Annotated in this window: 26 protein-coding genes; 20 read left to right on the forward strand and 6 right to left on the reverse strand. The window is 66.8% G+C overall.

The genetic code is table 11. From position 1 onward, the window contains the following. Positions 1 to 214 precede the first annotated feature (214 nt). Both ileS and GC146_RS02375 read left to right on the forward strand, forming a co-directional pair. Positions 215 to 3,250, forward strand: a complete 3,036-nt coding sequence (gene ileS / locus GC146_RS02370) for an isoleucine--tRNA ligase (protein WP_291833840.1) — start codon at positions 215 to 217, stop codon at positions 3,248 to 3,250. Next, positions 3,247 to 3,699: a methylated-DNA--[protein]-cysteine S-methyltransferase gene (locus GC146_RS02375; protein ID WP_291833843.1), complete on the forward strand. Its 453-nt coding sequence runs from the start codon at positions 3,247 to 3,249 to the stop codon at positions 3,697 to 3,699. Before ileS ends, GC146_RS02375 begins: the two co-directional genes overlap by 4 nt. Positions 3,700 to 3,708: 9 nt before the next feature. Here GC146_RS02375 and GC146_RS02380 read toward each other — a convergent pair whose 3' ends face one another. The 4 genes from GC146_RS02380 to fsa all read right to left on the reverse strand — a co-directional run bounded on the left by GC146_RS02380 (position 3,709) and on the right by fsa (position 6,879). Next, complete coding sequence (locus tag GC146_RS02380; protein ID WP_291833846.1) at positions 3,709 to 4,404, reverse strand: CDP-alcohol phosphatidyltransferase family protein; 696 nt, start codon at positions 4,402 to 4,404, stop codon at positions 3,709 to 3,711. A gap of 69 nt (positions 4,405 to 4,473) precedes the next feature. After that, positions 4,474 to 5,424 (reverse strand): tyrosine recombinase XerC, encoded by a 951-nt coding sequence (locus GC146_RS02385; RefSeq protein WP_291833849.1) that lies wholly within the window; start codon positions 5,422 to 5,424, stop codon positions 4,474 to 4,476. Continuing rightward, a complete protein-coding gene (locus GC146_RS02390; RefSeq protein WP_291833851.1) occupies positions 5,421 to 6,128 on the reverse strand; it encodes a DUF484 family protein in 708 nt (235 codons plus the stop codon). Before GC146_RS02390 ends, GC146_RS02385 begins: the two co-directional genes overlap by 4 nt. A gap of 97 nt (positions 6,129 to 6,225) precedes the next feature. After that, positions 6,226 to 6,879 (reverse strand): fructose-6-phosphate aldolase, encoded by a 654-nt coding sequence (fsa, locus tag GC146_RS02395; RefSeq protein ID WP_291833854.1) that lies wholly within the window; start codon positions 6,877 to 6,879, stop codon positions 6,226 to 6,228. Positions 6,880 to 6,967: 88 nt separating this feature from the next. Here fsa and GC146_RS02400 point away from each other — a divergent pair, with 88 nt between their 5' ends. The 5 genes from GC146_RS02400 to GC146_RS02420 all read left to right on the forward strand — a co-directional run bounded on the left by GC146_RS02400 (position 6,968) and on the right by GC146_RS02420 (position 13,005). Further along, the gene (locus GC146_RS02400) at positions 6,968 to 9,160 is read left to right on the forward strand and encodes a primosomal protein N' (RefSeq protein ID WP_291833857.1); all 2,193 of its coding nucleotides are present in this window, start codon (positions 6,968 to 6,970) and stop codon (positions 9,158 to 9,160) included. A gap of 24 nt (positions 9,161 to 9,184) precedes the next feature. Beyond that, positions 9,185 to 10,297 carry an NAD(P)/FAD-dependent oxidoreductase gene (locus GC146_RS02405; protein ID WP_291833860.1) on the forward strand — a complete coding sequence of 371 codons (1,113 nt, stop codon included), beginning with the start codon at positions 9,185 to 9,187 and terminating at the stop codon, positions 10,295 to 10,297. Between the two features lie 74 nt (positions 10,298 to 10,371). Continuing rightward, entirely contained in the window at positions 10,372 to 11,610 is a 1,239-nt protein-coding gene (locus GC146_RS02410; RefSeq protein WP_291833862.1) for an MFS transporter, read from the forward strand. A 59-nt stretch (positions 11,611 to 11,669) separates the two neighbouring features. Next, entirely contained in the window at positions 11,670 to 12,548 is an 879-nt protein-coding gene (locus GC146_RS02415; RefSeq protein WP_291833865.1) for a 50S ribosomal protein L11 methyltransferase, read from the forward strand. Positions 12,549 to 12,768: 220 nt separating this feature from the next. Further along, positions 12,769 to 13,005, forward strand: a complete 237-nt coding sequence (locus GC146_RS02420; RefSeq protein WP_291833868.1) for a hypothetical protein — start codon at positions 12,769 to 12,771, stop codon at positions 13,003 to 13,005. A gap of 68 nt (positions 13,006 to 13,073) precedes the next feature. Here the strand turns inward: GC146_RS02420 and GC146_RS02425 are convergent, their stop codons facing one another. Together GC146_RS02425 and GC146_RS02430 are read right to left on the reverse strand one after the other, a co-directional pair. Next, positions 13,074 to 13,286, reverse strand: a complete 213-nt coding sequence (locus tag GC146_RS02425; protein ID WP_291833871.1) for a DUF1127 domain-containing protein — start codon at positions 13,284 to 13,286, stop codon at positions 13,074 to 13,076. A 62-nt stretch (positions 13,287 to 13,348) separates the two neighbouring features. Beyond that, positions 13,349 to 13,522 (reverse strand): hypothetical protein, encoded by a 174-nt coding sequence (locus GC146_RS02430; RefSeq protein ID WP_291833874.1) that lies wholly within the window; start codon positions 13,520 to 13,522, stop codon positions 13,349 to 13,351. A gap of 107 nt (positions 13,523 to 13,629) precedes the next feature. Between GC146_RS02430 and ruvC the strand changes: the two genes are divergently transcribed. The 13 genes from ruvC to tilS all read left to right on the forward strand — a co-directional run bounded on the left by ruvC (position 13,630) and on the right by tilS (position 24,402). Then, positions 13,630 to 14,136 (forward strand): crossover junction endodeoxyribonuclease RuvC, encoded by a 507-nt coding sequence (ruvC, locus tag GC146_RS02435; protein ID WP_291833878.1) that lies wholly within the window; start codon positions 13,630 to 13,632, stop codon positions 14,134 to 14,136. Then, positions 14,133 to 14,795: a Holliday junction branch migration protein RuvA gene (gene ruvA, locus GC146_RS02440; protein ID WP_291833880.1), complete on the forward strand. Its 663-nt coding sequence runs from the start codon at positions 14,133 to 14,135 to the stop codon at positions 14,793 to 14,795. The genes ruvC and ruvA overlap by 4 nt, the downstream gene beginning before the upstream one ends. Positions 14,796 to 14,860: 65 nt before the next feature. Further along, positions 14,861 to 15,883: a Holliday junction branch migration DNA helicase RuvB gene (gene ruvB / locus GC146_RS02445; RefSeq protein ID WP_291833883.1), complete on the forward strand. Its 1,023-nt coding sequence runs from the start codon at positions 14,861 to 14,863 to the stop codon at positions 15,881 to 15,883. Between the two features lie 19 nt (positions 15,884 to 15,902). Further along, positions 15,903 to 16,715: a hypothetical protein gene (locus GC146_RS02450; protein ID WP_291833886.1), complete on the forward strand. Its 813-nt coding sequence runs from the start codon at positions 15,903 to 15,905 to the stop codon at positions 16,713 to 16,715. 59 nt (positions 16,716 to 16,774) lie between these two features. After that, the gene (locus tag GC146_RS02455; protein WP_291833889.1) at positions 16,775 to 17,446 is read left to right on the forward strand and encodes a hypothetical protein; all 672 of its coding nucleotides are present in this window, start codon (positions 16,775 to 16,777) and stop codon (positions 17,444 to 17,446) included. Beyond that, positions 17,443 to 17,832 (forward strand): tol-pal system-associated acyl-CoA thioesterase, encoded by a 390-nt coding sequence (gene ybgC, locus GC146_RS02460; protein ID WP_291833891.1) that lies wholly within the window; start codon positions 17,443 to 17,445, stop codon positions 17,830 to 17,832. The genes GC146_RS02455 and ybgC overlap by 4 nt, the downstream gene beginning before the upstream one ends. Positions 17,833 to 17,948: 116 nt before the next feature. Then, positions 17,949 to 18,623 (forward strand): protein TolQ, encoded by a 675-nt coding sequence (gene tolQ / locus GC146_RS02465; RefSeq protein ID WP_291833894.1) that lies wholly within the window; start codon positions 17,949 to 17,951, stop codon positions 18,621 to 18,623. Between the two features lie 2 nt (positions 18,624 to 18,625). Continuing rightward, on the forward strand, positions 18,626 to 19,111 hold the full coding sequence (locus tag GC146_RS02470; RefSeq protein ID WP_291833897.1) for an ExbD/TolR family protein: 486 nt from the start codon (positions 18,626 to 18,628) through the stop codon (positions 19,109 to 19,111). 16 nt (positions 19,112 to 19,127) lie between these two features. Then, positions 19,128 to 20,258 (forward strand): hypothetical protein, encoded by a 1,131-nt coding sequence (locus tag GC146_RS02475; protein WP_291833900.1) that lies wholly within the window; start codon positions 19,128 to 19,130, stop codon positions 20,256 to 20,258. Positions 20,259 to 20,363: 105 nt separating this feature from the next. Continuing rightward, positions 20,364 to 21,698: a Tol-Pal system beta propeller repeat protein TolB gene (tolB, locus tag GC146_RS02480; protein ID WP_291835710.1), complete on the forward strand. Its 1,335-nt coding sequence runs from the start codon at positions 20,364 to 20,366 to the stop codon at positions 21,696 to 21,698. Positions 21,699 to 21,785: 87 nt separating this feature from the next. Continuing rightward, positions 21,786 to 22,310, forward strand: coding sequence for a peptidoglycan-associated lipoprotein Pal (gene pal / locus GC146_RS02485; protein WP_291833903.1), 525 nt, complete (start codon positions 21,786 to 21,788; stop codon positions 22,308 to 22,310). Between the two features lie 14 nt (positions 22,311 to 22,324). Beyond that, positions 22,325 to 23,164: a tol-pal system protein YbgF gene (gene ybgF, locus GC146_RS02490; protein WP_291833906.1), complete on the forward strand. Its 840-nt coding sequence runs from the start codon at positions 22,325 to 22,327 to the stop codon at positions 23,162 to 23,164. Beyond that, complete coding sequence (gene tilS, locus GC146_RS02495) at positions 23,161 to 24,402, forward strand: tRNA lysidine(34) synthetase TilS (RefSeq protein ID WP_291833909.1); 1,242 nt, start codon at positions 23,161 to 23,163, stop codon at positions 24,400 to 24,402. Before ybgF ends, tilS begins: the two co-directional genes overlap by 4 nt. Positions 24,403 to 24,413 lie beyond the last annotated feature (11 nt).

The following is a 24,413-nucleotide window of genomic DNA, read 5'->3' on the forward strand; positions in this document are numbered from 1 at the left end:
GGCCGCCAAAAGCCAAGGGCCGGGCCGCCCGCGTGCCCACTGGACGCGCGGGGCGGGCCTGCCTATAAGCCCGGCCATGATGACCCGCCCCCTTGCGATCATTGCCCGAATTACATGCCCGGCGTTCTGATCCATCAGACGCCGGACAACAGGTGCAGGCCAGTCCGCGCCGCCCCCGCCCCTTCCAGAAGACTGCCGAGATAGGACGCCCGAAATGTGCGCCGATACGCCCGATTACAAAGACACCCTGAACCTGCCCCGCACTGATTTCCCGATGCGGGCCGGCCTGCCCGCACGCGAGCCCGGCTGGCTGGAACGCTGGGCGAGAATCGGTGTCTATGACCGGCTGCGCGACAAGACCGGGCGCGACCCGTTCATCCTGCACGATGGCCCCCCCTACGCCAACGGGCACCTGCATATCGGCCACGCGCTGAACAAGATCCTCAAGGACATGGTGGTGCGCAGCCAGCAGATGATGGGGCGCGACGCGCGCTACATCCCCGGCTGGGACTGCCACGGCCTGCCCATCGAATGGAAGATCGAGGAGCAGTATCGCGCCAAGGGGCTGAACAAGGATGACGTGCCGGTTGTCGATTTCCGGCAGGAATGCCGCAAGTTTGCCGAGGGCTGGATCGACATCCAGCGCGAAGAGTTCAAGCGGCTGGGCGTGACCGGGACATGGGCCGACCCGTATCTGACGATGAATTTCCACGCCGAACGGGTGATTGCCGAGGAATTCCAGAAGTTCCTGATGAACGGCACGCTTTACCAAGGCTCCAAGCCGGTGATGTGGTCGCCCGTGGAGCGCACCGCGCTGGCAGAGGCCGAGATCGAGTATCACGACCACAAGAGCCACACGATCTGGGTGCCGTTCCGGGTGGTTGAGTTTGATGTTGACGCCTATCAGGAAGCGGTTCTTGAGGCTGGAGCATTTCTGAGATCGGCCCCGATCAAAGATATCGAAGGCGATAGGGTCAAAGTTGATTCCCAAGTCACCGAAGAGCTGAAGGCCCGAGTGGACAATCCGCCGACGGACTTGGTAGGCGCAAAAGTTGTCATCTGGACGACGACGCCGTGGACGATCCCTTCGAACAAGGCGGTCGCCTTCAATCCGGCGATTTCCTACGGCCTATACCGGGTGGAAACGACGGCTGACGAAAGCTGGACGAAGCGCGGCGACCTGTATCTGCTGGCCGACAAGCTGGCCTCCGAGGCCCTGGAGAAATCCCGCGTGACGGCGCACACCCGCGTCCGGGGCGTGACGGCCGCCGAGCTGGAAAGTCTGGTCATGGCCCACCCCTTCTCCGGGGCCGAAGGTGCGGACGGGTTCTGGGACTACGAGGTCCCCATGATCGCGGGCGATCATGTCACCGACGACGCCGGCACCGGCTTTGTCCATACCGCGCCCAGCCACGGCGCGGACGATTACGAGGCGTTTGCCAGCCGCGGCTGGCAGGACCGGATGACCCACAATGTTGGCGAGGACAGCGAGTTCCTGCCGCATGTCCCCTTCTTCGCCGGGCTGCAGGTCTTTGATTCCAAGGGCAAGGAAGGCAAGGCCAACGCCGCCGTCATCGACAAGCTGGTCGAGGTGGGCGGCATCATCGCGCGCGGGCGCCTGACCCATTCCTACCCGCATTCGTGGCGCTCCAAGGCGCCGGTGATCTTCCGCAACACGCCGCAATGGTTCGCCGCCATCGACCGCGAGGTCGGCGACGGGCAGGACACCTATGGCAAGACGATCCGCCAGCGCGCGCTGACCAGCATCGACCAGCTGGTGACCTGGACCCCGCAGACCGGGCGCAACCGCCTGCATTCGATGATCGAGGCGCGGCCCGACTGGGTTCTGTCGCGCCAGCGCGCTTGGGGCGTGCCGCTGACCTGCTTCACGAAAAAGGGCGCGCTGCCGACCGACCCCGATTTCCTGCTGCGCGACCCGGCCGTCAACGCCCGCATCCTGCAGGCCTTCGAGGCCGAGGGCGCGGATGCCTGGTACAAGGACGGCGCAAAGGAACGCTTCCTTGGCAACGATCACGACCCCGCGGCCTATGACCAGGTCTTCGACATTCTCGACGTCTGGTTCGATTCAGGCTCGACCCATGCCTTCGTTCTGCGCGACCGGCCAGATGGCGCGCCCGACGGGCTGGCCGACCTTTACCTCGAAGGCACCGATCAGCATCGCGGCTGGTTCCATTCCTCGATGCTGCAGGCCTGCGGCACGCGGGGGCGGGCGCCCTACCGGGGCGTGCTGACGCATGGCTTCACCCTCGACGAGAAGGGCATGAAGATGTCCAAGTCGCTGGGCAACATCATCGCGCCCGAGAAGGTGGTGAAGGAATACGGCGCCGATATCCTGCGCCTCTGGGTGGCGCAGACCGACTATACCGCCGACCAGCGGATCGGGCCGGAAATCCTGAAGGGGACGGCGGACAGCTACCGCCGCCTGCGCAACACCATGCGCTTCCTGCTAGGCTCGCTGGCCGATTTCACCGAGGCCGACCGCGTCGCGCCCGAGGCGATGCCTGAACTGGAACGCTGGGTGCTGCACCGGCTGGCCGAACTCGACCAGGTCGTGCGCGAGGGCTATGCGCGCTACGATTTCCAGGGCGTGTTCCAGGCGGTTTTCACCTTCGCCACGGTGGATCTGTCGGCCTTCTACTTCGACATCCGCAAGGACGTGCTGTACTGCGACGGCGACACCGCGCGCCGCCGCGCTGCCCGCACCGTGCTGGACCTGCTGTTCCACCGGCTGACGACGTGGCTGGCCCCGGTGCTGGTCTTCACGATGGAAGAGGTCTGGCTGGAGCGTTTTCCGGGCGACGACAGCTCTGTCCACCTGCAGGACATCCCAGAAACGCCCGCCCATTGGCGCGATGCCGCGCTGGCCGAGAAATGGGCGAGCGTGCGCCGCGTGCGCCGCGTGGTCACCGGCGCGCTGGAGGTCCAGCGCACGGCCAAGGAGATCGGCGCCAGCCTCGAGGCCGCGCCGGTGGTCCACGTCCCCGACGTGGACACGGTGCACCTGCTGGCCAGCGTCGATTTCGCCGATCTCTGCATCACCTCGGCCATCGCGCTGACCGCCGACCCGGTCCCGCAAGAGGCGTTCCGCCTGCCCGATGTGCCGGGCGTCGGCGTGGTCTTTGAACGCGCCGAGGGCGAGAAATGCCTGCGTTGCTGGAAGATCCTGCCCGACGTCGGCAGCCACAGCCACCCCGGCACCTGCGCCCGCTGCGACGCGGCGCTGGGGTGAAGGCCCACCTCGATACGCCCTTCGGCCCGTTCTGGGCCGAGGTGCGGGAGGGCGCGGTAGTGGCTGCGGGCTGGGGGGCCTGTGCGGAGGCGGGGCAAGACCCGGTTCTAGACGCGGCGCTGGCGCAGCTTGCGGCCTATTTCGATGGCAAGCTTGAGGCGTTCGACCTGCCGCTGGCGCCGGTGGGCGGCGCGTTCCAGCAGGCGGTCTGGCAGCAGATCTCGGCCATTCCCTTCGGCTTTACCCGGACCTACGGCGATCTGGCGAAGTTGACGGGCGGCAGCGCGCAGGCGGTGGGGCAGGCCTGCGGCGCCAACCCGATCCCGGTCATCATTCCCTGTCACCGGGTCTTGGGAACCTGCGGGCTGGGCGGCTATTCGGGCGGCCGGGGCATCGAGACCAAGGTGCAGCTTCTGCGGCTGGAAAGCGCGGGCGGCTTGCTGATCTGACGGGGGGCCTCAGCCCTCCTTGCCGTAAAAAACCTGCTGGGCGGCGCCCGCGGCGACGAGGTAGACCGAGGACAGCACCAGCCCGTAATGCGCCCAGTTGCCCGGGCTGAAATCGACCATCGCGGCCCAGCCGGCAAAGCCGGTCCAGGCCAGCGCCATCGGCAGCGTCACGCTCCGCCAGCGCTTCGTGCGGACAGGGTGGACGAACTTGACCGGCAAGAACATCGCCACCGCCAGCACCGCCACAAGGACGAGGCTGACCCAGAAATCGGGTTTGGTGGCGAACAGCACCAGCACCACCATGTTCCAGCAGCCCGGAAAGCCTGAGAACGAGTTGTCCTTGGTCTTCATCCGCGTATCGGCGAAATACATGGCACTTGTGAACGTGATGACGATGATCGCCAGCCAGCCGGTCCAGCCCGGCAGCAGCCCCGACTTGAACAGCGCATAGGCTGGCACGAAAACGTAGGTGAGGTAGTCGATGATCAGGTCCAGCAGGACGCCATCGAAGACCGGCGCATTGGTGCGCGTGTCGTAGCGGCGGGCCAGCGGGCCGTCGATGCCATCGACGAAGAAGGCCACGACCAGCCAGAGGAACATCAGGCTCCACTTCGTTTCGACCGCGGCAAGCATCGCGAGCATTGCGAAGACTGCCCCGGTCGCGGTGAGCAGGTGAACGAGAAGGGCTTTCTGGCGTAGTGTCATCGCCCTGTCATGCCGCATGAGGCGCGGCAGGGCAACGGGCGAAACGGCCTGCGGGCAGAACCGTGCGCCTCACCGGGCCGATCCGCCCGCGGCGCGGGGATGGGCGGCGTCGTAAACCTCCATCAGGCGGGCGGCATCGACGGCGGTATAGGCCTGCGTCGTCGACAGGCTGGCATGGCCCAGCAATTCCTGAATCGCGCGAAGGTCGCCGCCGGCGTTCAGCAGATGGGTGGCGAAGGAATGGCGCAGCGCGTGCGGCGTGGCGCTGGCGGGCAGGCCCAGTTGCAGCCGCGCCTTTTCGGTCACCTTCTGGATCGGTCGGGGTGACAGCGGACCGCCGCGCACTGCGCGGAAAAGCGGCGCGTCGCGCGCGACCGGCCAAGGCGACAGGGCAAGATAGGCTGCCACGGCAGCGCGCGCGGGTGCGATCACGGGCACGATGCGTTCTTTGCCACCCTTGCCGCGAATGCGCAGCGCCTCGCCCATCGGCCAATCGGCGCCGGTCAGTCCCAGCGCTTCGGAAATCCGCAGGCCGCAGCCGTATAGCAGCGTCACGACGGCGGTATCGCGCGCGGCGACCCAAGGCTCGCGCGCCTGCGCCTCGACAGTGTCCAGCATTGCGGCGGCGGCAGTTTCGCTGAGTGGCCGGGGCAGGCGGCGGCCAAAGCGCGGCGCACGCGCGGCGAGCACGGCACTGGCATCAAACCCTTCGCGGTCGGCCAGCCAGCGGGTGAAGGATTTGACCGCCGACAGCGCACGGGCCAGCGACCGGGCCGAGACGCCGCGCGCGCGCTCATGCGCCATCCATGCCCGCATGTCCGAGACGCTGACGCGGGCCAATGCGGCAAGGCCTTGCCCGCCACCGTTATGCTGCCCGAGAAAGGCGAGATAACCCAGTACGTCGGCCCGGTACGCCGTCAGCGTTGCCGTGGCCGAGCCGGTCACACCGCGCCGATGATCAATCCAGGCCGCCAGCACATCGGCCAGCGCGGGGGAAATTGCGATGTCGGGGGCGCTCACGCCAACCAGCGGCGCATTGCCCTTTCGAACACGCCCGCGAAGAAGGCCAGCAGGTCGGTCCCCTGCTGGGGGGTGAAGTGATGCGGATCTTCCGCGCCCATCAGCAGCAGGCCCGGCAGGCAGCCCGCCCCGAAATCCAGCTTCATGCAGGCCTCGGAGCGGATATAGGCGGACTTGTCGCCATAAGGTCCGTCGTCGTGAACGGCCACCTGACGCAGCGTGATCTGGCGCGCGGGCGTGCCACGCCCTTGGGTGATGTAGTTGTCGACAAAGCCCGGCGGCACGACGCGCAGCACGTCGCCCACGCGTTCCAGGGCCGCGTCGGCGGCCTGCCCTTCGGTTTCCAGCACGAGGCGGATGGCATCGACGCGCAAGGTATCGGCCACGTCGCCGGCCAGGTCGTGGAGGAAAACCTCGAACTGGGTCGCGTCCATCATCCGCAGGATCGCGCGGTGAATCTGGTTGGTGCCGGCAAGGTTTTCATAGGCGGCGGCGATGACCGACCGGTGGGTATCTTCCAGCCGGTCGAGCCGCGCCTCGAGCCGTTCCATCGCGATGCCGCGCAGGTCGACGATGTTCGATCCCATCGACTTTTCATTGGCCGCCACCAGCGCACGCATGATGTCGTGATCGCTCAGCAAGAGCTCGGGATCGGAAATGATTCTTTCGCGGACGGAATCGTCCATCAGGGGTTTGCCGGTCATCTGCTCTCGCTCGGTTCTTTTGTTGGCCGGACCTTAGCAGGCTTTCACGGCGATTTCTGCCCCTTTTTTCCGATCCCGGCCGGAAAAACCGCGCGGCCTAAAGGATCTTGATGCCGGCCTTGGCCACGTCGGCCATGAAGCCGGCCAGACCCTTGTCGGTCAGGACATGATTGGCCATCGCCTTGATCACCGACGGCGGCGCGGTGGCCACGTCGGCGCCGATCTTGGCGCATTCGCTCATGTGGTTGGCCGAACGGATCGAGGCCGCGAGGATCTGGGTGTCGAACCCGTAATTGTCATAGATCGTGCGGATATCGGCGATCAGGTCCAGCCCGTCGATGTTGATGTCGTCGAGCCGCCCGATGAAGGGCGAGATGAAGGTTGCGCCCGCCTTTGCCGCCAGCAGCGCCTGGTTGGCCGAGAAGCACAGCGTGACGTTGACCATGTTGCCTTCGCCCGACAACACCTTGCAGGCCTTCAGGCCATCCCATGTCAGCGGCACCTTCACGGCGATGTTGGGGGCAATCGCGGCCAGCTTGCGGCCCTCGGCGATCATCGCGTCAGCCTCCAGCGCCACGACCTCGGCCGAAACCGGGCCTTCGACGATCTCGCAGATTTCCTTGATCACGCCGAGGATGTCGCGCCCCGACTTGGCAATCAGCGAGGGGTTCGTGGTGACGCCATCGACCATCCCCAGTGCGTGCAGCTCGCGGATCTGGTCGATCTCGGCGGTGTCTACAAAGAATTTCATGGGCTCTCTCCGGGCTTGGGGTTGGCAGGAACTGGTGCAGCGTTTACCCCAAGGGAACCTGTCCCGAAACCCTCAAATGTCGGTCGCGATGTCCCCCGAAGTTTTTGCCGAAGGCGATATCGTGGGCGTTCTGACGACCGAACCGCTGGATCGCGTACTGGATTATCGTGCGCCCGAAGGCGGTTGCGCGGTCGGTGCCTTTGTCATTGTGCCGTTGGGGCCGCGCCGGGTGCTTGGCGTGGTCTGGGGCCCAGGACAGGGCGACTTTGACCGCACCAAGCTGCGGCAGGTTGCGGCGGTGCTGGATGCTGCGCCGATGCTGCCGGGAATGCATGATTTCCTGACACGCGTGGCCGATTACACGCTGACACCGCTGCCCGCGATGCTGCGGCTGGCCACCCGTGCGCCGGGGCTTGGGGCCCCGCCCGCCACACGCCGCGTCTATCGTCGCGGTGACGCGGTACCTGACCGAATGACCGATGCGCGCGCCCGCGTTCTGGCCGTGCTGGACGAGTTCGGCGGGCTGTCGTTCACGCTGGGCGAATTGGCGGCGCAAGCAGGGGTGGGGACCGGCGTGATCAAGGGTCTGGTGGCGCAAGGTGCCGTGAGCGAACAGGAGGCGCCGCGCGATCTGCCTTTTCCGCCGCTTGACCCCGACCTGCTAGGCAAGGCGCTGACCCCCGATCAGGCGGTGGCAGCCGATGCGCTGCGCGCGGGTGTGCGCGGGCAGGCCTACGGCGCGACATTGCTGAAGGGCGTGACCGGGTCGGGCAAGACGGAAGTTTACCTTGAGGCGGTGGCCGAAACCTTGCGCATCGGGCGGCAGGCGCTGGTCCTGCTGCCCGAGATTGCACTGACCGGCGAGTTTCTGACGCGGGTGGAGGAACGGTTCGGCGCGCGTGCGGCCGAATGGCATTCCGGCGTTACCCAGACCGAGCGGCGACGGGTCTGGAAGATGGTGGGCGAGGGCGGCGCGCAACTGGTCGTGGGGGCCCGCTCGGCCCTGTTCCTGCCGTTCCGTGATCTTGGCTTGATCGTTGTCGATGAAGAACACGACACCTCCTACAAGCAGGAGGATGGCGTTCTTTACAATGCGCGCGACATGGCCGTGCTGCGCGCCCATGTCGAGGCGGCGCAGGTTGTGTTGGCCAGCGCCACGCCCAGCCTTGAAACCTGGGTCAACGCCGAGGCGGGGAAATACGCGCGGTTGAACCTTGGTGCGCGTTTCGGCCCCGCCGTGATGCCGCAGATGGACGCGATCGACATGCGGACCGAGGATTTGCCCTCGGGCACTTGGATATCGCCCACCCTGCGCGCGGCCGTGGCGCAGCGTATGGACAAGGGCGAGCAGGCACTGCTCTTTCTCAATCGGCGCGGCTATGCCCCGGTCACCATTTGTCGCGCCTGCGGGCACCAGATTGGCTGCGAGACCTGTGATGCGCGGATGGTGGAACATCGCTTTCTCAAACGGCTGATGTGCCACCAGTGCGGCGCGACAAAACCGATGCCAGAGACCTGTCCCAGTTGCGGTGTCACCGGGCGTCTGGCGGCGGTCGGTCCGGGTGTCGAACGGCTGGCAGAAGAGGCGGCGGCGGCCTTTCCGCAGGCGCGCCTTGCGGTGCTGTCGTCTGATCTTTTCGGCTCGGCCCGTGCGCTGAAAGAGGCGATTGCCGAGATTGCCACAGGCGGCGCCGACATCATCATAGGCACGCAGCTTGTGGCCAAGGGGCACAACTTTCCGCTGCTGACGCTTGTCGGCGTGATCGACGCGGATCTTGGCCTGCAAGGATCGGACCTGCGGGCGGCGGAACGCACCTTTGCGCTGATGCGGCAGGTGGCGGGCCGCGCGGGCCGGGCCGAGGCGCCGGGCACCGCGCTGCTGCAAACTTTCCAGCCCGAGCATCCGGTGATCCGCGCCATCCTTGCTGGCGACGAAGATGCGTTCTGGCGTGCGGAAGCCGCGGAACGCAAGGCGGCGGGCGTGCCGCCTTTCGGCCGGATGGCAGGCATCGTGCTGTCCTCGCCCGACGTGCAGGCGGTGTTTGACCTTGGTGCAGCAATGGCGCGCAAGGACGGGCCCCTGCGCCGGATCGGGGCGCAGGTCTGGGGGCCGGCGCCCGCGCCCATTGCCCGGATCCGGGGACGCCACCGGGTGCGTCTGCTGGTCAAGGCCGACAAGGCCGCGCCGCTGCAGGCGGCACTGGCGGAATGGGCCGCGCAATTCCGCCTTCCCGCCAACCTGCGCCTTTCCATCGACATCGATCCGCAGAGTTTCTACTGATCTGGGATCAGGAAAGGGTGCGCCATGAAAGCCATCGTGATCGGCGCCGGACCGGCGGGGCTGGCCAGCGCCGCCTGCCTGCAGGAACGCGGCATTTCCGCGACCATTTACGAGGCCGCCGCCCAGCCGGGGCAAAGCTGGCGAAACCATTACGACCGGCTGGAACTGCACACGGTTCGGGGCCGTTCCGGCCTGCCTGGCCTGCCGATGCCTGCCGATTATCCCCGTTATCCCAAGCGCGCCGACGTGGTGCGTTACCTTGATGATTACGCGCGCCATTTCGGTCTGGCGCCTGTCTGTGGCACCCCTGTTCTGCGCGTCGTGGAGGAGGGCGGCACATGGCAGGTCGAAACGGCGCAGGGGCCGGACAGGGCCGATGTCATCGTTTTTGCGACCGGCATGGTGCAACTGCCCAACTATCCGGACGTGCTGGGGCTGGACGGGTTTGCCGGCCGGGTGATGCATTCCGCGGACTATCGCAATGCCGCGCCTTTCGCCGGGCAACGTGTGCTGGTGGTGGGCTTTGGCAATTCGGGCGGGGATATCGCGCTGGATTTGATGGCGGCGGGCTGTGCTGTCGACATGGCGGTGCGCGGGCCGGTGAACCTGCTGCCGAAAGAGCTGTTCGGCATTCCGATCACGTCGTTCGGGCTCTTGCGCAAGATCTTTCCCTACCGTGTTGCGGACGCGCTGACCGCGCCGATCCTGCGCTGGAAGCTGGGGACTGTCGAAAGCTACGGCCTGATGCCCGCGGGCAAGGGGCCGGTCGCCCAGATCGTCGAAGACGGGCGCATCCCGCTGATCGACGTTGGCACGCTGCGGATGATCAGGGCGGGGCACATCGGCGTGCGGCCGGGGCTGGCGGCGATTGATGGGGCGCGCGTGAGCTTTGCCGACGGCAAGGCGGCAGACTATGACGCCATCATGCTGGCCACGGGGTATCGTGTGGATCTGACGCCGATCCTTGGCGATGCGCCCGACGTGCTGGAGAACGGGCGTCCGCGTGTCAGCGGCGGACCTACCGCGCGACGGGGGCTCTATTTCTGTTCCTACACCGCCTCGCCCAACGGGCAATTGCGCCAGATCGGCATCGAGGCGCGGGAGATTGCCGCAGATGCGGCCCGTCTGGCGGTTTGATCTGCGCGAAATCGCAGGGCCTGCTCCGCGAAAACGCACTCGCCAGACCCGACAAAACGGCGTAATCGGCAGTCATGCGCAAGACCATCGTGAAGCTCGCCGACGCCAAAAGCCTGCCCTTGTGGCGCGGGCCTGTGGCGCTGCTGTTCCTGATGGCGATGGCGCAGCCGGTGTCGTTTGCCACATGGTCGGCGCTGCTGAACAACTGGGTGATCCATGCCGATCACTTCACCGGGCAGGATATCGGCTGGCTGCACACGGTGCGCGAGATCCCCGGTTTTCTTGCCATTGGGGTGATCGCGATCCTGATGTTCGTGCGCGAACAGGTCCTGGCCACCATCGCGCTGGGCCTGCTGGGCGTGGCGACCGCGCTGACAGCACAATTCCCCTCGATGGGCGGGATCCTGATGATCACGCTGCTCTCCTCGATCGGGTTCCACTACTACGAAACGGTCAACCAGTCGCTGCAATTGCAGTGGATCGACCGCAAACGCGCGCCGCAGATGCTGGGCTGGGTTTCGGCCGCGGCCTCGGGCGCGACGATCGCGGCCTACTTGCTGATCGTGCTGACATGGAAGCGGTTCGATCTGAGCTATAACTTTGTCTACATGGTCGCAGGTGGCTTTACGGTGCTGGTCGCGATCTTCTGCTTCTTCAGGTACCCCCAGTTCGAAAGCCCGCATCCTCAGCTCAAGACCATGGTCTTCCGCCGCCGCTACTGGCTTTATTACCTGCTGCAACTGATGGCGGGGGCCCGGCGGCAGATCTTTACCGTTTTCGCGGGCTTCATGATGGTCGAGAAATTCGGCTTTGCCGTCGACCAGGTGACGGCGCTGTTCCTGATCAACCTGCTGGCCAACATGGCGCTGGCGCCGCTGATGGGCCGCGCGGTTCATGTCTTTGGCGAACGCGCGACACTTCTGTTCGAATATGGCGGCCTGTTTATCGTCTTCGTGATGTATGGCGGGGTTTATTTCTATGGCTTCAGCGTTTGGGTGGCCGCTGTTCTTTACGTAGTCGACAACATCTTCTTCGGGCTGTCCTTCGCGCTGAAAACCTACCTGCAGAAGATCGGCGACCCCGGCGACATGGCCCCCACCGCAGCAGTGGCCTTTACCATCAACCACATTGCGGCGGTCGTGCTGCCGGTGACGCTGGGCTATGTCTGGCTGATCTCGCCGGGCGCGGTGTTCTGGCTGGCGGCGGGCATTGCAGCGATCTCGTTCTGCCTCGTCATGCTGATCCCGCGCCATCCCGGACCGGGGCAGGAAACGATCCTGCAGGGCGGGCCGATGGGCTTGCCTGCGGAATAGGTTGACGGCGGCGCGCGGCGGGACTAGCCCCGCGCGCATCCCTGCAAGCGAGGCCTGCGATGACAACCTATGCCGCCCTGACATCCCTGCCCGGGCTGGAGCGCGCCGAGGCTTTGGCCGAGGCGATGGAGCGGCTTGATCCCGAACCCACCGGCGTCGGCGTCACCGAGATCGAGGATGGATCGGGCCTGTTCGAGGTAGGGGCCTATTTCATCGACGCCCCGGACCTTGCCGGGCTGGCCCTGCTCGAATCCTTGCATGGCGTGCGGCCCTTCGTGGTGTCCGAGGTGCCCGACGAGGATTGGGTCGCCAAGGTGCGGCGCGAGCTTGCGCCGGTCGAGGCCGGGCGGTTCTTCGTCTATGGCAGCCACGATGCCGACAAGGTGCCCGAGGGACGCATCGCCTTACTGATCGAGGCGGCGATGGCCTTTGGCACTGGGCATCACGGCACCACGCTGGGCTGCCTGCGCGCGCTGGACCGGTTGGTGAGCGATGGCGTGCAGCCGTCCCGCGTGGCCGATATCGGCTGTGGTACGGCAGTGCTGGCAATGGCGGCCGCCCGGGCCTGGGATTTGCCGCGCCCGGTGCTGGCCAGCGATATCGACACGGTGGCGGTCGAAGTGGCCGAGGCCAATGTCGCGGCCAACGATCTGACCGGACGCGTGACCTGCCTGGAGGCGGCCGGGTTCGATGCGCCGGCGCTGCTGGCGGGTGGACCCTATGATCTGGTCTTCGCAAACATCCTCAAGGGTCCGCTGATCGCGCTGGCGCCCGACATGGCGCGCCACGTCGCGCCCGGCGGCTGGCTGATCCTGTCGGGCCTTCTGCGCGAGCAGGCGGCCGAGATCATCGGCGTCTATGCGGCCGAAGGGCTGGCCCTCGACAGGCATGACGAGATCGGCGACTGGGCCACCTTGACCTTGCGCCGCAACGGTTGAATCCGCGTCGCGCGCGATTGCCCCAAAAAAGCCACAAATAACCCCCATTCTCGCCTTGCGAGCGTGGGGGCGCTTTGCGGAGGCTGCCTTGGGACACACGATTCAGGATTTTCATCGCCGGCTTGACAGGATCGGACGCGCGCATGCGCGACTTTCCTCAGGACCGGTCAAGGCGCGTGTCGCGCCTGACGGGCTGATCATGCTCGTGCCAAAGCGACACGTGCCGTTCTCTTCGTTCAAGCTGCTGGTGCTGGTGCTGGCCTGCGCGCTGATCCTGAAGACGTCACTTTTCATCGCCATGGGCGCGGGCGTCTACGAACAGCGCGTCCAGATGCTGGCGCAGGGAACCCCGGCCGAGCGTGCGGGGGCATGGGCGCTGCAGGCCGATCCCGTCACGCGGGGGTTGGCATGGGCGTTTTACGACACAGTCGCGGCCGTGCGCAGGCAGGCCCTCTGAAACGGCAAAGGCCGTGCCGGTTTCCCGGCACGGCCCTGTCTTTCATCCCGTCCGATTGTTCGGAGAGATCAGCTACGCGAGGTGCTGATGGCGACGGTGTCGATGTCGCCGTAGCTCAGGCCGATATCGTCGAGTTCGCGGGCCGACAGGCGCGACAGCGATTTGCGGGTGATGCGGGCGTTGTTCCACATCGCGACGGCATTCATCGCGTTGCGGAAGAAACCGGCGATGCGCGAGGGCGCGACGGGGGCGAAGGCGCGGGTGGTATCAATGGCGGTCATGGTCTTTGATCCTTTTCGGGCGGGACTGCTGCGGTGCAGCGTCGTTTCGGAATGAGCCGCATCTAGGTGGTGGCGTTTGCGTCCGCCAGTGTCGTTTTTGCATAGGTCACATGCGTTTTCGGAATGCCTGTTTTTTTGGCATGACCCCCTGTAAAAGCCTTGTAAACAAGGGGCTTGGAAATGTCGGCGGCAGATCGGCGGATGCCGCTTTCAGACTGCATTTCTGGCCGGATCATGGCGCGCGGGCAGGGCGGCTGCCGCGGCGCCAGAAATATTCGCCGTTGGCGTCTGTTCGCCTTTTGTGCTAACCCTGTTGCAAGAACACAACGACCGAGGGGCGAGTATGCGGGTTTTGGGGATCGACCCCGGTTTGCGCAACACCGGATGGGGCGTGATTCGGGTCGAGGGCGCGCGGCTGAGCCATGTCGCCAATGGCGTCTGTCACCCTGTCGGAGACACCCTTGCGGCGCGGCTGCGGTCGCTTTTCGACCAGTTGAGCGAGGTGGTGCGCCTGCAGGCCCCCGAGGCGGCCGCCGTCGAGAATACATTCGTCAACAAGGACGGTGCCGGCACGCTGAAGCTGGGGCAGGCGCGAGGCATCGCCCTGCTGGTGCCGGCGCGCGCCGGGCTGGAGGTGGGCGAATACGCGCCCAACGCGGTGAAAAAGGCGGTGGTCGGCGTGGGCCATGCCGACAAGGTGCAGGTCCAGCATATGGTCCGGCTGCAACTGCCCGGCGTTGATCTGGCCGGGCCCGATGCCGCTGACGCGCTTGCCGTGGCAATCTGCCATGCCCATCACCTGCAATCAGCGGGCCATCTTGCGCGCGCCATCCTGAGGGCCGCCGAATGATCGGCAAGGTCGCGGGCATTCTCGACTATCGCGGAAACGACCACGTGCTGATCGACGTGCGCGGCGTGGGCTACATCGTCCATGTCTCGGATCGCACGCTGGCCGCACTTCCCCGCGTCGGCGAGGCGGCCGCACTCTATACCGATCTGCTGGTGCGCGAAGACCTGATGCAGCTTTTCGGCTTTACCACGCTGGCCGAGAAGGAGTGGCACCGCCTGCTGATGACGGTGCAGGGCGTGGGGGCCAAGGCCGCACTGGCGATCCAGGGCGCGCTGGGCCCCGATGGCGTCAGCCGGGCGATTGCGCTGGGCGACTGGTCTGCCATTGCGCGGGCCAAGGGCATCGGGCCCAAGACCGCGCAAAAGGTCATCCTTGAGCTGAAGGATAAGGCACCGGCGGTGATGGCAATGGCAGGCGCCCCCGCGACCCTGCCGCAGGACGCGGTGATCGAGCCCGCCGCGCCCGCAACCGCACCGGCCCGCAAGGCCCCCCCGCGCGATAACCCCGCGCAGGCCGAAGCCCTGTCGGCGCTGGGCAATCTGGGGTACGCGCCGGGCGATGCCGCGGGCGCCGTCGCGCAGGCGCTGGGCGAAACCCCCGGCCTTGACACGGCGACGTTGATCCGTGCCGCGCTGAAACTGTTGGCGCCGAAGGGATAAGGCATGACCACGATCGTCCGGGCAGGTTCATTGTGGTGGCCAACGATTGACCGCAGATTGAACGCATGACCCAACCCGACCCCACATTGCGCCCCGACCCGCTGCCGGAGGATCAGGACCGCGCGTTGCGGCCGCAGCGGCTGGACGAGTTCATCGGACAGGCCGAGGCGCGGGCGAACCTGCGTGTCTTCATCGAAAGTGCGCGAATGCGCGGTGTGGCGATGGACCACACGCTGTTTCACGGGCCTCCCGGTCTGGGCAAGACGACGCTGGCGCAGATCATGGCGCGCGAGCTGGGCGTCAATTTCCGCATGACCAGCGGGCCTGTTCTGGCGCGCGCGGGTGACCTGGCCGCGATCCTGACCAACCTCGAAGCGCGCGATGTCCTTTTCATCGACGAAATTCATCGCCTGAACCCGGTGGTCGAAGAAATCCTCTATCCCGCGCTGGAGGATTTCGAGTTGGACCTCGTGATCGGCGAGGGGCCTGCGGCGCGCACCGTGCGGATCGAGTTGCAGCCCTTCACGCTGGTTGGCGCCACCACGCGGATGGGCCTGCTGACCACACCGTTGCGCGACCGTTTCGGCATCCCCACGCGGCTGGAATTCTACACCGCTGACGAGCTTTATCAGATTGTCTCGCGCGGGGCCCGGTTGCTTGGCGCGCCCGCCGACGAGGCCGGGGCGCGCGAGATCGCGCGGCGCGCGCGCGGCACCCCCCGCATTGCAGGGCGGCTGCTGCGCCGGGTGGTGGATTTCGCCGTGGTCGAGGGCGATGGCCTTGTCACCCAAGAGGTGGCCGACCGCGCGCTGACCCGGCTCGGGGTCGATCACCTTGGCCTTGACGGGGCCGACAGGCGTTACCTGCGGCTGATCGCGGAAAGCTATGGCGGCGGGCCGGTCGGCGTCGAGACGCTTTGCGCCGCGCTGTCGGAAAGCCGTGACAGCCTTGAGGAGGTGATCGAGCCCTTCCTGCTGCAGCAGGGGCTGATCCAGCGCACGCCGCGCGGGCGGATGTTGACCGCCGGCGCGTGGCGGCACCTGGGGCTTGACGCGCCGCGCCGGGAGGCGGACCTTTTCGGAGATTGACCGAGACGGAGATTGTTTGATGTCTTTTCGTACATGCCTTGCGGCTGCGGCCCTTGCCGCACTGGCCGTAACGCCTCTTGCCGCGCAAGATCTGCAGACCCCTTCTGGGCCGGTGCGGATCGAAAGCGTCGACGTCGATGGCGCGCCGGTGGACCAGATGTTCGTGGGCAAGACGCCGGTCGATTTCGATGCCCCTGCGACGATGGTCTGGGTGCAGGAAAAGGTAGGCTCGCTCCTGCTGGTGGGGCTGTCGATGGGTGGCAATGCCTGCCCGGCGCATTTTGCATGGGTCCACACTGCGCAGGGCGACGTGCATGCCAGCCCCAGCTTTGGCACCTGTTCGGAACTCGTCACCGTCAGTCATGATGCGCAGACGGTCACCGTCACCATGCCCTCGATGACACCGGGGGCGGGAAACGTCTCTTATGTCTATGACGGCCACACGATCAGCGAGGTCGCGGTGGGAGAGGTGCCTTCGGGCCATCCGCCCTCTGCCGGGGCTGACGCATGGATCGGGCAGTACCCCTATGATCTGCTGGTCGCCGCCGAGTGGCGCGACAGGTTCGTGGCCCTGATGGGCGAGGCTGATTACCAGCGCGCCCAGCAGGTCATCAGCCTGACCACGCCGATGGAAGTCGAGGGCGATTGGGTGGCCGGCAGCGGCTGCGTGCAGGGGTTCTGCGATGAAAGCGATGGCGCGGTGGCGATCAACCGGGCTGACGGCCGGTTGCTGGTCGCGCTTTGGACGCAAGGCAGCGCGCCGCGCCTTTGGGGCGAGGCGCAGGGCCCGCTGCCGGACAAGATCCGTCCGGTCATGGCGCACCCGGGCTGACGGTTGCATCGCGCCGCCCGCGCGCCTAATCCAAGGATGGCAAGCAACCAAGGCACGCCATGACGCCCGAACAGATCGCCGCCATGTTCACCGCCTCGGATGGCGCCTTCTTTTGCGCGCGCTGGGGCAGGCCGATTGTCCCGGTCGTCTTTGGCGTTGACGACGCGACGCTGTCGGTGATCAAGGGCGCGATCGAGGCTGTGGTGACGCTGGCCGGTCACAAGATGGCCGAGACCGACCCGGAGCTTGGCGCCAACCTGATGTTGTTCTTCTGCCGCGACTGGGCCGAGCTGGCCGAGGTTCCGGGCCTTGATCGGCTGGTGCTCGATCTTGCCCCGCTGGTAGACCGTCTGATGGCGGCCAAGGCCAACCAGTACCGGTTTTTCCGTTTCGATCCTGACGGCGCGGTCAAGGCCTGCTTTGCCTTCCTGCGGATGGACCCGGCCCTGGCCGCGATGCCGGCAGAGACGCTGGCGCTTGATCAGGCCGTGAGAGCGATCCTGCCATGGGGACCAGAGGCGTTCCGCGCCACATCGCCGTTGGCGTTGGCCAAGGGCGTGGCGGTGCTGCGCCCCGAAATCGCGGCGGTGATCCGCGCCGCCTATGACCCGGTCCTGCCGGCGGCCGCCACGGATGCCAGCCACGCACTGCGCCTGTTTGCGCGGGCCGGGGCGGATGGTGCGGGGACGGCTGCCGCGACGCAGACGCAACAAGGGGGAGGCCGGTCATGACCCATCGCTGTACCTTGCGGGTCTATTACGAAGACACCGATCTTGCCGGAATCGTCTATTACGCCAATTACCTGCGCTTTATCGAACGGGCGCGGACGGAATGGGTGCGGGCACTGGGTGTTGATCAGGTCCGGCTAAAGGCCGAAGAGGGCATCGTATTTGCGGTGCGCCGGATCGAGGCCGATTACCTGCAACCTGCCCGTTTCGACGATGAATTGACGGTGGCCACCACTGTCGAGGCACAGACCGGCGTGCGGCTGGTGCTGCGTCAGGAAGTGTTTCGCGCCGGCGCGCTGTTGTTCAATGCGCAGGTCACGTTGGTTGCGCTGAATGCCGCCGGACAGCCCGTGCGCCTTCCGGCGATGATCCGCCGACAGATTCACTGACAATTCCGGCCCTTTCCGCGCTGTGATAGCCGACGCGATGGATTTCCCGCGTCGGATCAGGTAAACGCTTCTGCAAATCAGAGGCCCAACCGGCCCGACCCCGAGAGAGCAGGCAAATGGACGTAGTCACCGATTATTCGATGTGGGCGCTGTTCGCGCGCGCCACGATCCTCGTCAAGCTGGTCATGCTGTTGCTGATCGCCGCTTCGGTCTGGTGCTGGGCGGTGATCGTGGACAAGATCATCCAGTACCGCCGCGCCCGGGCCGAGGCGGCGGTGTTCGACCGCGCCTTCTGGTCGGGCGAGCCGCTGGACGAGTTGTTCGACAAGATCGGCACCGCGCCGCGCGGGCAATCCGAAAAGGTTTTCGTCGCGGGGATGCTGGAATGGCGACGCAGCCACCGGCAGGATGGCGGGCTGATCGCGGGCGCACAGGCGCGTATCGACCGTAGCATGGACGTGGCCATCGCCAAAGAGGCCGGCCGCCTGCAGAAGGGCCTGCCGGTGCTGGCAACCGTTGGGTCGACCGCGCCGTTCGTGGGGCTGTTCGGCACCGTCTGGGGCATCATGAATGCCTTCATCGACATCGCCCAGTCGCAGAACACCAACCTTTCGGTCGTGGCCCCCGGCATTTCCGAGGCGCTGTTTGCCACCGCGCTGGGCCTGATGGCGGCGATCCCGGCGGTGATCTTCTACAACAAGCTGAGCGCGGATGCCGATCGCATCATCTCGGGCTACGAAGCCTTTGCCGATGAGTTCGCGACCATCCTGTCGCGCCAGCTGGACGCCTGAGCATGGCCGCGGGTGTCATGAAACAGGCGAGCGGGGGCGGAAGTGGCCACCGGCGCCGCCGTCGCCGGGCGCAGCCGATGTCCGAGATCAACGTCACGCCGCTGGTCGATGTGATGCTGGTGCTGCTGATCGTGTTCATGGTGGCCGCGCCGCTGATGACGGTCGGCGTGCCGGTGAAGCTGCCCAAGACCGAGGCCAGCGCCCTTCCGACGGATCAGGAAGAGCCGCTGACGGTGACGCTGACCGCCTCTGGCGAGATCACCTTGCAAAAGACAGTGGTGCCCCGCGACCAGCTGGTTGACAAGCTCAGGGCCGTGCTGGCCGAGCGCAAGTCGGACCGCATCTATCTGCGCGCCGATGCCGCCAGCAGCTGGGACGCTGTGGCGCAGGTGATGGGTATTCTGAACGCGGCAGGCTTTTCCAATATCGGGCTGGTGACGGACACGGCGACGCACAGCGCCGGGTCCACCACCGGGTCGGGCGGCTGACCGGCAGGCAAGGGAGATGGCGCAGCGCTTCAGTACGGGGACGACCGTTTCGGCGATCGGCCATCTGGGGCTGATCGTCTGGCTCGTCGTTGGCTGGGGCCTCGATTCGCAGCCGCAGCCGATGCAGGTGACCGAGGTTTCGGTGGTGACGGGCGAAGAATACGCCGCGCTGCAGGCGGCACAGTCGCCGCAGCCCGACACACCTGCGCCGACGGCGTCGGTCGCGCCGGAACCACGTCCCGCGGCACCGCCCAAGCCCGAACCGACGCCTGCACCCGCGCCGGATCCAACGCCCGCTCCCGTGCCGACGCCCGCGCCGGATCCGACGCCGACCCCGCCAGCGCCGCCCGCACCGCCCGAGCAAAGCGCCCCGGCCACCACGCCCGACCTTCCGCCGGCGGCCGAGGCGCAGCCGCGCCCGGCGCCGCGCATTGCCCCCACGCCCGCGCCCAAGCCGCCAAGCGATGCGCAGGTCAACGACACCGTAACGCAGCCGGCCGCGCAGGATGCGACCGCCGCCACCGTTGTCCCCAAACCCGCCGAGGCAGCCGCTCCGCCCGAGGCCGCGACCCAGATCGTGCCTGAATCGGCCAAGCCCGCCGCCGCCCCGGTGACAGCCCCCACAACTTCGGCCCGTCCTGCGGCGCGCCCGACACCGCCCGCGCCGCCGCCAGCACCGACCCCCACACCGACCCCCACGCCGACGGAAACGCCGCCGCCGACGCCCGCACCGCAAGCCCCGGCAGAGGCGGCCGTCAACGATGCTGTGGCGGCCGCACTTGCCTCGGCGCAGGCATCCACGCCGGGCTCGTCGGCAGCGGTGCAGGGGCCACCGATGACCGGGGCGGAGAAGGACGCGTTCCGCCTGTCTGTGCAGAACTGCTGGAACGTGGATAACGGCTCGCAATCGGCCTCGGTGGTGGTAACAGTCCAGTTCGACCTGTCGCCGCAGGGCAAGGTGGTGGGCGATGTGCGGCTGGTCTCGGCACAGGGCGGCCCGCAATCGGCGGCGGATTCGGCCTTTCAGGCGGCCCGGCGCGCGGTGTTGCGGTGCCAGCGGGACGGCTACCAGTTGCCGGCGGACAAGTATGAGCAATGGAAACAGGTCGAGATCACGTTCGACCCTTCAAGCATGCGGTTGCGGTAGGAGAGTGGCGATGACCCGCCGATCCTGCCGGTGCCCGGTGTTGTTATTGACTAGCGGTTGGCCAGAATGAGACTGACCGCGCAGAGAACGGGAGAGACCATGGCGATGAGGTTCCGTATCACGACGCTTCTGATGGCGCCGCTTCTGGCGCTGGGCCTGTTGCAGGCGGCACCTGCCACGGCGCAGGGCGGCCCGTTGAGGATCACCATCACCGACGGCGTTATCGAGCCATTACCGTTTGCCGCGCCGGTCTTTCAGGCCGAAACACCCGCATCGTCGCAGGCCGCTGCCAACGTGACCGGCGTGATCGCGGCAGACCTCGTTGGCACCGGCCTGTTCCGGCAGTTGTCGCCGTCGTCCTTCATCAGCCCGTTCACCTCGTTCGCCGCGCCCATCGCCTACCCGGACTGGCGTGCCATCAACGCGCAGGCGCTGATCGTGGGGGCGGTCGCGGTCAACGGCGACCAGATCACGGTCAAGTTTCGCCTCTTTGATGTCTTCGCGGGCACAGAAATGGGCGACGGGATGCAGCTTGCCGGCAGCGTCGGGGGCTGGCGCCGCATCGCGCACAAGGTCGCCGACCAGGTTTACCAGCGGATCACCGGCGAGGGCGCGTATTTCGACAGCCGCATCGTCTACGTGGCCGAGAGCGGGCCGAAGGACGCCCGGCAAAAGCGGCTGGCAATCATGGATTACGACGGCGCGAATACCCAGTATCTGACCGACAGCGGGTCGATCGTGCTGGCGCCGCGGTTCTCGCCTACGGGCGACCGTGTGCTTTACACCAGCTACGCGACCGGCTTTCCGCAGATCTACATGATGAACGTCTCTGCGGTGAGCCAGCAGCAGATCGCCACGCCACCGGGCGAAATGGCGTTTTCCCCACGCTTCTCGCAGGACGGGCGGCAAGTGATCTACAGCCTGATCAACGGCGGAAATACCGATCTGTACCGCACTGACCTCGCCACCGGGCAAAGCGAACGCCTGACCGATGCACCCTCGATCGAGACCGCGCCCAGCCTGTCGCCGGACGGCAGCAAGATCGTCTTTGAAAGCGATCGTTCGGGGACCCAGCAGCTTTACGTCATGTCGGTCAACGGCGGCGAGCCCACGCGCATTTCCTTCGGCGACGGCAAGTATTCCACCCCGGTCTGGTCGCCCCGTGGTGACCTTATCGCCTTTACCAAGCAGAATGCGGGCCGCTTCCATATCGGCGTGATGCGCACGGATGGGTCCGAAGAACGGCTGCTGACCGCCTCTTTCCTTGACGAGGGGCCGACATGGGCGCCCAACGGCCGTGTCATCATGTTCAGCCGCGAAAGCCAGGGCGCTGACGGCACGTCGTCGCTTTACACCGTCGACGTCTCGGGCCGGAACCTGCGGCAAGTGCCAACGCCAACCGGTGCATCGGACCCGTCATGGGGGCCGCTGCAACCCTGACAACCTGCCCGTCGTGGTAATTCCCTCAGGCCCCGCGCCGTGCTAGACTGACCTTTAACGAGCACAAGAACACACAGGACAACTCCCATGCACATGATGACCAAGGCTGCCATCCTCCTTCTGGCGCTGTCTACCGCGGCCTGCACGCGGCCCGACCGTTTCGGCGCGGGTGCCGGTGGCGCCAATGGTGCCGGCGGCCCCGGGGGCATCACCTCCAGCGCGCTGGGTGATGTAAACGACCCCAACAGCCCGGCCTACTTCAACCAGGCGATCGGCGATCGGGTGCATTTCGTCGTGGACCAGTCCACGCTGACGCCCGAAGCGATGCAGACGCTGGACGGGCAGGCCACGTGGCTGCTGGCGCATGCCGATTACCAGGCCATCATCGAGGGCCATGCCGACGAACAGGGTACGCGCGAATACAACCTTGCGCTTGGCGCACGTCGGGCCAACGCGGTGCGGGAATACCTTGTGTCCAAGGGCGTACCCGGCAGCCGCCTGCGCACGATCTCATATGGCAAGGAACGCCCGATCGCGACCTGCTCGAACGAATCGTGCTATAGCCAGAACCGCCGTGCGGTGACGGTGATCTCTGTCGGCAACATGGGCTGAGGAGGCCGGTTGCGATGACGCGCTTCGGCATCTGCCTGATCGCCGCCGTGCTGACGGTCGCGGGGGCGATGCCCCTGCGCGCCGACAGCCTTGTCGACATCCGGCAGGAGATTGCCGCGCTCAACGATCAGGTGCAGTCGCTGCGCGGCGAGTTGACGGCCTCCGGTGGCTTGACCACCGGCGTCGCGGGCAACACGCCGCTGGAACGGCTCAACAGCATCGAGGACGCGCTGCAGAAGTTGACGGCCAAGACCGAAGAGCTGGAATTCCGCATCAACCAGATCGTCACCGACGGCACCAACCGTCTGGGCGATCTGGAATTCCGCGTCTGCGAGCTTGAGACGGGCTGCGATGTCAGCAAGCTGGGCGATACCGCGCCGCTGGGCGGCACGGCCAGCACCGTGCCCGCACCGGCCCCCGCACCACAGACCGGCACCACAGCGTCAGGCACCTCGACCGGGCCGGAGTTGGCCGTGGGCGAAAAGCAGGACTTTGATCTTGCCCAGCAGGATTACGACGCCGGCAATTATCAGGGCACGGTCGACAAGCTGGCCAATTACGCCACTGACTATCCCGGCGGGCCGCTGGTGCCGCAGGCGCACATGCTGCGCGGGCAGGCGCTGGCGCAACTGGGCAAGATGACAGATGCCGCGCGCTCCTATCTCGATGCCTTCTCGGCTGCGCCCACCGGCGATGTCGCGCCCGAGGCGCTCTACCGGCTGGGCGACGCGCTGGGAAAGATCGGGCAGGTGCAGGATGCCTGTGTGACGCTGGCCGAGGTGGGACGCCGCTTTCCCGGCAACCCGGCCGTGGCCGAGGCCGCGACCGCGATGCAGGGCTACGGCTGCCAGTGACCGAAACTGGCGTCGCCGGGGCCGATGCCGGGCTGCGCGCGGCACTGACCGCCGGCATGGCCGGTCTGCCGGACGGGCCCCTAGGGGTTGCCATCTCGGGCGGGGGCGATTCCACCGCGCTGTTACACCTGTTGCAGGAAACCTTTCCGGCGGCCGACATGCGGGCGGTGACAGTGGATCACGGACTGCGTGCCGAAAGTGCGGCGGAAGCTGTGCAGGTAGCGGCCCACTGCGCCCGGCTGGGCGTCGCGCATGAGACGTTGCACTGGACCGGCTGGGACGGGCGGGGCAACGTGGCAGCCGCCGCGCGCGAGGCGCGCTATGGCCTGATTGCCGGCTGGGCGCGGGCCAATCAGGTGGCCGCGGTACTGCTGGCCCATACCGCCGACGACGTGGCGGAAACCTTTCTGATGCGGCTGGGCCGTTCGGCCGGGGTTGATGGCCTTGCCGCGATGGCGGCGCGGTTCAGGCGCGGGGGTGTCTGCTTTGCCCGCCCGCTGCTGGAGGTCGGCCGCGCCGATCTGCGCGCCTACTTGTCCCGCCATCACATCGACTGGACCGACGATCCCAGCAACGATGACATGACCCGCGAGCGTCCTCGCATCCGCGCGGCACTGGAGGTGCTGGCCGGGCTGGGCATCCCGCCCGGGACCATCGCGCACTCTGCCCGCGCGCTTGAGAGTGCGCGTGCCGCGCTGGAGCATTACGCCGAAGCCGAGGTGGCGCGCCGCGTGACCGAGGACAGGGGCGATCTGTTGCTGGATGGGGCCGGGCTGCCTGCCGAAATGGTCCGCCGCCTGCGCTTGGCAGGGCTGGCATGGATCGGGGGCGAGGGGTATCCGCCACGACAAAGCGCCCTTGATGCGATGGACGAAGGCTTGGCGGTGGCGGGCCGGCACACGTTGTCCGGCTGCGTGGTGATGCAGCAAACCGGCCACCTTCGCATCACCCGCGAGGCGAATGCCGTGCGCAATCTGGCCACGACCACGACCGCGATCTGGGACCGCCGCTGGCAATTGGAGGGGCCGCACGCGCCCGGACTGGAGGTGCGCGCACTTGGCGAGGGGCTGCGCGATTGCCCCGACTGGCGGCAAACCGGCCTGCCGCGCGCTTCGCTGGCGGCAGGGCCCGCCGTCTGGCGGGGACAGGCGCTGATCGCGGCGCCGCTCGCGGGGTTCGGCACCGGCTGGAGCGCGCGGATTGTCGCGCCTTTCCGGATTGGGCGGCTTGTGCATTGAACACAGACCAT

Origin of the sequence: Limimaricola sp., from assembly GCF_016125575.1 — a bacterium.
In the GTDB taxonomy this organism is placed as follows: Bacteria; Pseudomonadota; Alphaproteobacteria; order Rhodobacterales; family Rhodobacteraceae; genus WGLM01.

Coding starts and splice junctions, on each gene's coding strand:
- GC146_RS02390 (WP_291833851.1), bottom strand. CDS start 6,128: ATGACCGGCAAACCCCTGATGGACGATTCCGTCCGCGAAAGAATCATT.
- ileS (WP_291833840.1), top strand. CDS start 215: ATGTGCGCCGATACGCCCGATTACAAAGACACCCTGAACCTGCCCCGC.
- ybgC (WP_291833891.1), top strand. CDS start 17,443: ATGACCCATCGCTGTACCTTGCGGGTCTATTACGAAGACACCGATCTT.
- GC146_RS02455 (WP_291833889.1), top strand. CDS start 16,775: ATGACGCCCGAACAGATCGCCGCCATGTTCACCGCCTCGGATGGCGCC.
- GC146_RS02400 (WP_291833857.1), top strand. CDS start 6,968: ATGTCCCCCGAAGTTTTTGCCGAAGGCGATATCGTGGGCGTTCTGACG.
- fsa (WP_291833854.1), bottom strand. CDS start 6,879: ATGAAATTCTTTGTAGACACCGCCGAGATCGACCAGATCCGCGAGCTG.
- tolQ (WP_291833894.1), top strand. CDS start 17,949: ATGGACGTAGTCACCGATTATTCGATGTGGGCGCTGTTCGCGCGCGCC.
- ybgF (WP_291833906.1), top strand. CDS start 22,325: ATGACGCGCTTCGGCATCTGCCTGATCGCCGCCGTGCTGACGGTCGCG.
- GC146_RS02405 (WP_291833860.1), top strand. CDS start 9,185: ATGAAAGCCATCGTGATCGGCGCCGGACCGGCGGGGCTGGCCAGCGCC.
- pal (WP_291833903.1), top strand. CDS start 21,786: ATGCACATGATGACCAAGGCTGCCATCCTCCTTCTGGCGCTGTCTACC.
- GC146_RS02380 (WP_291833846.1), bottom strand. CDS start 4,404: ATGACACTACGCCAGAAAGCCCTTCTCGTTCACCTGCTCACCGCGACC.
- GC146_RS02430 (WP_291833874.1), bottom strand. CDS start 13,522: ATGATCCGGCCAGAAATGCAGTCTGAAAGCGGCATCCGCCGATCTGCC.
- ruvA (WP_291833880.1), top strand. CDS start 14,133: ATGATCGGCAAGGTCGCGGGCATTCTCGACTATCGCGGAAACGACCAC.
- GC146_RS02470 (WP_291833897.1), top strand. CDS start 18,626: ATGGCCGCGGGTGTCATGAAACAGGCGAGCGGGGGCGGAAGTGGCCAC.
- ruvC (WP_291833878.1), top strand. CDS start 13,630: ATGCGGGTTTTGGGGATCGACCCCGGTTTGCGCAACACCGGATGGGGC.
- GC146_RS02415 (WP_291833865.1), top strand. CDS start 11,670: ATGACAACCTATGCCGCCCTGACATCCCTGCCCGGGCTGGAGCGCGCC.
- ruvB (WP_291833883.1), top strand. CDS start 14,861: ATGACCCAACCCGACCCCACATTGCGCCCCGACCCGCTGCCGGAGGAT.
- GC146_RS02410 (WP_291833862.1), top strand. CDS start 10,372: ATGCGCAAGACCATCGTGAAGCTCGCCGACGCCAAAAGCCTGCCCTTG.
- GC146_RS02425 (WP_291833871.1), bottom strand. CDS start 13,286: ATGACCGCCATTGATACCACCCGCGCCTTCGCCCCCGTCGCGCCCTCG.
- GC146_RS02450 (WP_291833886.1), top strand. CDS start 15,903: ATGTCTTTTCGTACATGCCTTGCGGCTGCGGCCCTTGCCGCACTGGCC.
- GC146_RS02475 (WP_291833900.1), top strand. CDS start 19,128: ATGGCGCAGCGCTTCAGTACGGGGACGACCGTTTCGGCGATCGGCCAT.
- tolB (WP_291835710.1), top strand. CDS start 20,364: ATGAGGTTCCGTATCACGACGCTTCTGATGGCGCCGCTTCTGGCGCTG.